Raw genomic sequence first — 6,713 nt, 5'->3', positions numbered from 1 at the left:
GCTGAGGCGGCAACCGGGCCAGGAGACCCCGCGTCCCGGCGCCACCGCGCCGCTGGGGCCGGTCCCGGCCGCCCCGCGCACGGCTCCCGCGGGCGTCCCCGGCGCCCGTACGCGGCGCCCGGGCGGTCCGGACGGGCCCGTCGCCGGGCGGCGCCGCCGTCCGGCGACCCTGCTCCTCGCGACGGCCGGCTGCGCCGCCGCGGTCGGCATCGGGGTCCTGGCCTTCACGGTCGCCCGGACCGGCGAAGCGCCGCCGGACCCGGGAGAGACGGCCGCGCCCGTCACACCGTCCTCCTCGCCGTCGCCATCGCCGTCGTCGGCACGTACGCACAGGTCAGAGGTTCCGCGGACGCATCGGCCGTCTGCTGTGGCGACGTCGACCAAGCCGAGCGCCGTTCCGTCGGCTACCGTAAGCAGGTCGGCACCATCGACAACCCAGTCGCCCACACCGGCTTCGTCCCCGACCTCGACCCCGACTCCCACGTCCACCTCGGCCCCGGAAACCGATGAGACTTCGCTCCCGACGGAAGCCCCACCCGACGACACGAACCCTCCGGATGAGGGGGAGTGATGAGGAGAGGGGTCGATGATGGAGACCGGTGGCACCCCAAGATGAACGGCAAGGGACAGTGCAGGAAATGACTCAGCCACGACTTCTCGGCGGACGCTACGAGCTGGATGGCGTCGTGGGGCGTGGCGGCATGGCCGAGGTGTATCGCGCCCGGGACATCCGCCTGGACCGTGTCGTCGCCATCAAGACGCTCCGCTCCGACCTCGCCAGGGACCACACCTTCCAGGCGCGCTTCCGGCGTGAGGCGCAGTCCGCCGCCTCGCTCAACCATCCGTCGATCATCGCCGTGTACGACACCGGCGAGGACATGATGGAAGCCACCCCCGTGCCGTACATCGTGATGGAGTTCGTCGACGGGCGGACGCTGCGCGACCTGCTGCGCGCCGACCGGCGGCTGCTGCCCGAGCGGGCCATGGAGCTGGTGGACGGCATCCTGCGGGCGCTGGACTACAGCCACCGGGGCGGCATCGTCCACCGGGACATCAAACCGGCCAACATCATGTTGACGGTCAACGGCGAGGTCAAGGTCATGGACTTCGGCATCGCCCGGGCGATGGCCGACTCCGCCGCCACGATGACCCAGACGGCCCAGGTGATCGGCACCGCGCAGTACCTGTCCCCCGAGCAGGCCCGCGGCGAGCGCGTCGACGCGCGCAGCGACATCTACTCGACCGGCTGCGTGCTGTACGAGCTGCTCACCGGCCAGCCGCCCTTCACCGGCGACTCCCCCGTGGCGATCGCCTACCAGCACGTGCGGGAGGACCCCATCCCGCCGTCGCGGATCGACCCGGAGATTCCGCAGTGGGCCGACGCGATCGTGCTCAAGGCGATGGCCAAGGACCCGGTCCAGCGCTACCAGAGCGCCGCCGAGATGCGCGGAGACATCCAGCGGGCGCTGTCCGGCATGCCGGTCGACCCGCAGACGATGGCGATGGCCACCCAGCAGTACAACGGGTACGGCGGGGCGGACCGCACGCGGACGATGGCCACGGCCGGCGGCGCCGCCATGACCCAGAACACCCGCGCCATCCCCGACTACGAGTACGCCCAGGAGGAGCGTGGCGGCGGCAGGTACGACGGGCGGCGGCGCAGCAACGGCGGCGGCAACAACGCGCTGAAGACGGCCCTGTGGATCCTCATCCCGCTGTTGGTCATCGGCGCGATGGTCGGTGTCGGCTACGCGTTCCTCGGATCCGGCGGCTCCTCCACGGCCGACAAGGTCGAGGTGCCGTCGGTGACCAACCAGAACAAGGCCGCGGCCGAGCAGGCGTTGAAGGCGGCCGGGTTCAAGGTCGCATTCGGGCCGGAGGAGTTCAACGGCGACGTGCCCAAGGGCGCCGTCGTGAGCACCGATCCCGCCGGGGGCGAGCAGGCCGACCCGGGGTCGACGGTCACCGTCGTCGTCTCCAAGGGCCAGGAGAAGGTCGCCATCCCCGAGACCGTGCTCGGCAAGTCGCCGGAGGAGGCGAGGGCCGAGCTGGAGGCGCTGGAGCTCAAGGTCAGCATCGTGCCGAAGGCCTCGACCAAGCCGCAGGGCAAGGTGTTCGACACCAAGCCCAAGCCGGGTGAGAAGGTCGAGAAGGGCGCCCTGGTCACGCTGTACGTGCCCAAGGAGATGACCGAGGTCCCGAGCGTGGTCGGGCTGACGGTCGACGACGCGAAGCAGACGCTGGAAGGCGCCGGCTTCAAGGTCAAGACCTCGCCGCAGCCGAGCGACACGGTGCCGGAGGGCAACGTCATCGACCAGGCGCCGCAGCCCGGGGCCAAGCTCAACCCCGGCACCACGATCACGCTCACGGTCTCCAGCGGCCCCTCGCAGGAGCAGCCGCCGACCCAGCAGCCGACCGGCGACACGCCGACGGACGGCACGGGAGACGGCACCGGCGACGGCACCGGGGACGGCACGGGAGACGGCGGCGACGGCACCGGGGACGGTGGGGGCGGCGACAGCGTCCAGGTCGGACCCCCGGGAGAGGGCGGGGACAACCCGTTCGGCAACTGACGGCATGAGCGGACGGCGGTCATCGCGAGGCGGTGGCCGCCGTCGGCGTTTCCGGGCGCCCGCCGGGGAGTGCGTGCGGCGTGCGGCGTTCGGCCTGCACATGCCTGGACATGAGGAAGGGCTTCCGCCACTCGGGGGCAATGGCGGAAGCCCTCATTCATGTAGTCGTAACAGGAGCGGAAAGCGTTACACGATCTGCGCGAGCCAATTTCCGAGCAGCCGGTGGCCGTGCTCCGACACGACCGACTCGGGGTGGAACTGCACGCCCTCGACGGGCGCCGCGCGGTGGCGCAGGCCCATGATGACGCCGTCGGGGGTCGTCGCCGTCACCTCCAGCGGGTCCGGAACCGTGCCCGGGACCACGGCGAGCGAGTGGTAGCGCGTCATCGTGACCGGCGACGGAAGCTCCCGGAACACGCCCCGCCCGTCGTGGGAGATCAGGCTGGTGCGGCCGTGCATGAGCTCCGGTGCGCGCTCCACCACGGCCCCGTACGCCACGGCGATGGCCTGGTGGCCGAGGCAGACTCCGAGCAGCGGCAGGCCGCGCTCGGCGCAGTGCCGTACGAGGGGCACCGACACCCCCGCCGCCTCCGGCGTGCCGGGCCCGGGAGACACGAGCACGGCGTCGAAGCCGTCGGCGTCGTCCACGACGACGTGGTCACGCGGCCGTACGTCGCAGTCGGCGCCCAGGCCGCGCAGATACTGCACGATCGTGTGCACGAAGCTGTCGTGATTGTCGACCACGAGCACCCGGGTCGGGCTCATAGGTGTCTCCCGCTTGACCGGCGTGGCTGGGCGTGCAGGGCGGAAATCGGACTTTCAGCGTACGGCAATCCCTCGTGGGGGATCGCCCGGCGGGGCCCGAGCCGACTATCCTTGCTCGGGACCTCACCGCCACAGCGATTACGCTATTGACACCAGCCCGCACGACCGCGCGGGTACCCACCAGGAGACACTCCCGTGCCCAAGTCGAAGACTCGCAAGAAGGCCGTCTACACCCCGCCGCAGAAGGCGCAGACGGTGAAGGTCAGCCCGCGTTGGCTCGCCCCCGTCATGGTGGCCACCTGGATCATCGGTATCGCCTGGATCGCGGTCTACTACATCGCGCCGAACGTTCCGGGGATCTCCAGCCTGCAGAACTGGAACCTGCTGATCGGGTTCGGGCTCATCATCGTCGGCGTCGTGCTGTCGACAAAGTGGCGCTAGAGCGCCAGCCCAAAAACTTTCCACAGTTTTTATCCACAGCCTGTGGGCAACTCGTGACCGAACGGGCTCGGGCCGTCCGGACCTGACGCGACGGTCCGGGCCGGATCGGCGAGCGGAGCGTTCGGCGTGGCCGCGGAGAGGCTCAGCTACGGCCGAGCATCTCGGCGGTGAGGACGTCGCCGCCGAGGCCCCAGCCGCCGTCGGCGACCTCCTCGACGAGGACCAACGTGGTGGCCCGGGCCCGCTCGCCGTACACGGCGGCGTACGCGTCGGTGACGGCGTCGATGAGCTTCTTCTTGGACTCGGTGGTCAGGGTGCCGGCGGGCACCTTGAGGTTGGCGAATGGCATGGTCGTCAGCTCCGGTGATGTCGGTTCACGGTGAAGCGTCCGAGGACAGGGCGTCCTCGGACGCGGACGTCGATGCGGGGACAGGCTTTCGCGGGCTGCTGTGAGGCGGCCCGACGGCGTCAGACGATGCCGCCGTTGGCGCGCACGACCTGCCCGTTGACCCAGTGCCCCGCGGGGCTCGTCAGGAAGGCGACGACCTCCGCGATGTCCTCCGGCGTGCCGAGCCGCTCCAGCGGGGGCTGCTTGGCCAGCCGTTCGATCGTGGCCTCGTCCTTCCCGTTGAAGAACAGCTCGGTGGCGGTCGGCCCGGGCGCGACCGCGTTGACGGTGATTTCGCGACCCCGCAGCTCGCGGGCGAGCACGAGCGTCATCGCCTCGACGGCGCCCTTGCTGGCGACGTACGCGCCGTAGTTGGGCAGTTGCAGGCCCACGACGGACGTCGACATCGTGATGATCGCGCCCCCGTCGCGCACGCGGCGCGCGGCCTCCCGCGCGACCACGAAGGTGCCACGGATGTTGGTCCGGTGCAGCGCGTCCAGGTCGTCGAGGTCGAGGTCCGCGATCGGGGACAGCGACAGGCGTCCCGCCGAGTTGACGACGACGTCGACCCCACCGAAAGCCTTGTCCGCCGCGTCGAACATCGCCGCGACCGCGTTCTCGTCGGCGACGTCGGCCTGCGCCGCGATCGCCCGGCCGCCGGCCGACGTGATGGCGTCGACCACCTCGCCCGCCGCCGAGGACGACCCCTGGTATCCCACGACGACCGCGAGACCGCGTGCGGCGAGCGTCGTCGCGACGGCCCGGCCGATCCCGCGGGAGCCGCCGGTGACGACGGCCACGCGCTGATCACTCATTGGAGAACCCCCTTATCTTTATCGCCGATACGCACCTATCGTATCGGCGTTACGAGAGAGACATTAGCACGATCCCCGTATCAGCGCTAGCGGGAGTCCGTATCATTGGTTACATGGCAGGTGCGGAGTCCCTACGCGCGGCGATGATCGAGGCCGCCGAGAAGCAACTGGCGTCGTCGTCCGACAACGACATCGCCACGCGGGCGGTCTGTGAGGCCGTCGGCGTGACCCAGCCCGTGCTCTATCGGCTGTTCGGCGACAAGCGGGGGCTCCTCGACGCCGTGGCCGACCACGGATACGAGCGCTACGCCGCACTCAAGGCCGCCCAGGAGCAGACGGCCGATCCGGTGACCGACCTGCGGGCCGGCTGGGACGGCCACATGGCGTTCGCGCGCGAGAACCCCGCCCTCTACCAGCTCATGTTCACCCCGAGGCCGTGGTCCCACTCCACGGCTCGCGACCGTGTGTCCGACCTCCTGGAGGCCACGCTCGTACGGTGCGCGGCGATCGGCGCGTTGAAGGTCGAGCCGCCCGTCGCCGCCCGGCTGATCCTGTCCGCGAGCGTCGGCACCGCCCTCGATCACATCGCCAGCCCGGAGCGCTTCGACGACCCCGTGGTGTCGCACCGCATGCGCGACGCCGTGTTCGCGCACGTGCTCAGCGAGACGACCACGCGGGACGACGGCGACCCCCTGCGCGAGGCCGCGCTGCGCCTGCGCGCGCAACTCGGCCTCGCCGGCACCGGGGCACTGGAGCCGGTCGAGACCGCCCTGCTGCTGCGCTGGCTCGACCGCATCACGCAGGGCGCCCCGGGGACCGTCAGGTGAGGGCGCCCTGCAGCAGGCCGTACGGCGGGAGCATGGTGACGAGCAGGACCAGCGCCACCAGCACGGCCGCGGCGACGCCGAACTGCACGAGGGCGCGGTTGCGGCGCGGCGCGTAGGCGAAGCCGGCCGCGACGATCGCGCCGGCCACGAGCCCGCCCAGGTGGCCCTGCCAGCTGATGCCGGGCACGACGAACGTCAGCACCACGTTGATGCCGATCAGCCAGAGAACGCCGCGCGCGTCGTACCCGAGCCTGCGGGCCACGACGAACAACGCGCCGAACAGGCCGTAGATGGCGCCGGACGCGCCGACGGCCGACGTGCCGAACAGGTAGATGGCGACCGAGCCGCCCAGCGCCGACAACAGGTAGAGCGCGGCGAACCGGCCCGAGCCGAGCCTGCGTTCCAACTCAGGGCCGAGGGCGTAGAGCGCCCACATGTTGAACAGGATGTGCCAGAAGGACGGCGGCGGGGCGTGTAGGAAGGCGCTGGTGATCAACCGCCACCACTCGCCCAGGTGGACGCCGAGCGACCACATCGCGAACCGCTGGACGACCTCGTCCGGACGCAGGACCTCGGCCGCGTACGCGAGCACGTTGAGGACCAGCAGCGTCCAGGTGACGCGGGGCGCGGCGACGGCGGCGCCGCCGAACGTGGAACGGGCCTGCCGCACCTCCCGGTTGCCCTCGCGGACGCACTCGGGACACTGGTGACCGACCGCCGCGTCCCGCATGCAGTCGGGGCAGATCGGGCGCTCACAGCGCTGGCAGCGGACGTAGGTCTCGCGGTCGGGGTGCCGGTAGCAGGTGGGTACGGCTTGCGCCCCCGGCTGCGGGGGCGGCGGAGGCTGGGAGGTCATGGGGTCCTTTCCTGGCGTGTCCCTGTGCGGGAGCGCATCCACGAGCCA

General features: G+C 71.2%; 7 protein-coding genes and 1 pseudogene. 3 read left to right on the top strand and 5 right to left on the bottom strand.

Annotated elements, in window-relative coordinates:
- Positions 1–285 (bottom strand): annotated as a pseudogene (locus AB0J39_RS23345) (hypothetical protein); the annotation flags it as partial.
- Between the two features lie 353 nt (positions 286–638).
- Here AB0J39_RS23345 and pknB point away from each other — a divergent pair.
- The gene (pknB, locus tag AB0J39_RS23340; RefSeq protein WP_363468171.1) at positions 639–2,573 is read left to right on the top strand and encodes a Stk1 family PASTA domain-containing Ser/Thr kinase; all 1,935 of its coding nucleotides are present in this window, start codon (positions 639–641) and stop codon (positions 2,571–2,573) included.
- A 186-nt stretch (positions 2,574–2,759) separates the two neighbouring features.
- Here pknB and AB0J39_RS23335 read toward each other — a convergent pair whose 3' ends face one another.
- A complete protein-coding gene (locus AB0J39_RS23335; protein ID WP_346228720.1) occupies positions 2,760–3,338 on the bottom strand; it encodes a gamma-glutamyl-gamma-aminobutyrate hydrolase family protein in 579 nt (192 codons plus the stop codon).
- 195 nt (positions 3,339–3,533) lie between these two features.
- Here AB0J39_RS23335 and AB0J39_RS23330 point away from each other — a divergent pair, with 195 nt between their 5' ends.
- Positions 3,534–3,779 carry a cell division protein CrgA gene (locus AB0J39_RS23330; protein WP_169983986.1) on the top strand — a complete coding sequence of 82 codons (246 nt, stop codon included), beginning with the start codon at positions 3,534–3,536 and terminating at the stop codon, positions 3,777–3,779.
- 142 nt (positions 3,780–3,921) lie between these two features.
- Here AB0J39_RS23330 and AB0J39_RS23325 read toward each other — a convergent pair whose 3' ends face one another.
- Both AB0J39_RS23325 and AB0J39_RS23320 read right to left on the bottom strand, forming a co-directional pair.
- On the bottom strand, positions 3,922–4,128 hold the full coding sequence (locus tag AB0J39_RS23325) for a 4-oxalocrotonate tautomerase family protein (RefSeq protein ID WP_363468168.1): 207 nt from the start codon (positions 4,126–4,128) through the stop codon (positions 3,922–3,924).
- A gap of 119 nt (positions 4,129–4,247) precedes the next feature.
- Positions 4,248–4,982 carry an SDR family oxidoreductase gene (locus AB0J39_RS23320; RefSeq protein WP_363468167.1) on the bottom strand — a complete coding sequence of 245 codons (735 nt, stop codon included), beginning with the start codon at positions 4,980–4,982 and terminating at the stop codon, positions 4,248–4,250.
- A 113-nt stretch (positions 4,983–5,095) separates the two neighbouring features.
- Here AB0J39_RS23320 and AB0J39_RS23315 point away from each other — a divergent pair, with 113 nt between their 5' ends.
- Positions 5,096–5,809, top strand: a complete 714-nt coding sequence (locus tag AB0J39_RS23315; RefSeq protein ID WP_363468165.1) for a TetR/AcrR family transcriptional regulator — start codon at positions 5,096–5,098, stop codon at positions 5,807–5,809.
- Here the strand turns inward: AB0J39_RS23315 and AB0J39_RS23310 are convergent.
- Positions 5,802–6,665 carry a rhomboid family intramembrane serine protease gene (locus AB0J39_RS23310; protein ID WP_363468163.1) on the bottom strand — a complete coding sequence of 288 codons (864 nt, stop codon included), beginning with the start codon at positions 6,663–6,665 and terminating at the stop codon, positions 5,802–5,804. The genes AB0J39_RS23315 and AB0J39_RS23310 overlap by 8 nt on opposite strands.
- Positions 6,666–6,713 lie beyond the last annotated feature (48 nt).

The sequence above is a fragment of the Microbispora sp. NPDC049633 genome, from assembly GCF_040675265.1.
Lineage (GTDB): Bacteria > Actinomycetota > Actinomycetes > Streptosporangiales > Streptosporangiaceae > Microbispora > Microbispora maris.
Note: the sequence above shows the minus strand (reverse complement) of the source record. Positions and strands in the feature narration are given on the sequence as shown.

Coding starts and splice junctions, on each gene's coding strand:
- pknB (WP_363468171.1), top strand. CDS start 639: ATGACTCAGCCACGACTTCTCGGCGGACGCTACGAGCTGGATGGCGTC.
- AB0J39_RS23335 (WP_346228720.1), bottom strand. CDS start 3,338: ATGAGCCCGACCCGGGTGCTCGTGGTCGACAATCACGACAGCTTCGTG.
- AB0J39_RS23325 (WP_363468168.1), bottom strand. CDS start 4,128: ATGCCATTCGCCAACCTCAAGGTGCCCGCCGGCACCCTGACCACCGAG.
- AB0J39_RS23320 (WP_363468167.1), bottom strand. CDS start 4,982: ATGAGTGATCAGCGCGTGGCCGTCGTCACCGGCGGCTCCCGCGGGATC.
- AB0J39_RS23315 (WP_363468165.1), top strand. CDS start 5,096: ATGGCAGGTGCGGAGTCCCTACGCGCGGCGATGATCGAGGCCGCCGAG.
- AB0J39_RS23310 (WP_363468163.1), bottom strand. CDS start 6,665: ATGACCTCCCAGCCTCCGCCGCCCCCGCAGCCGGGGGCGCAAGCCGTA.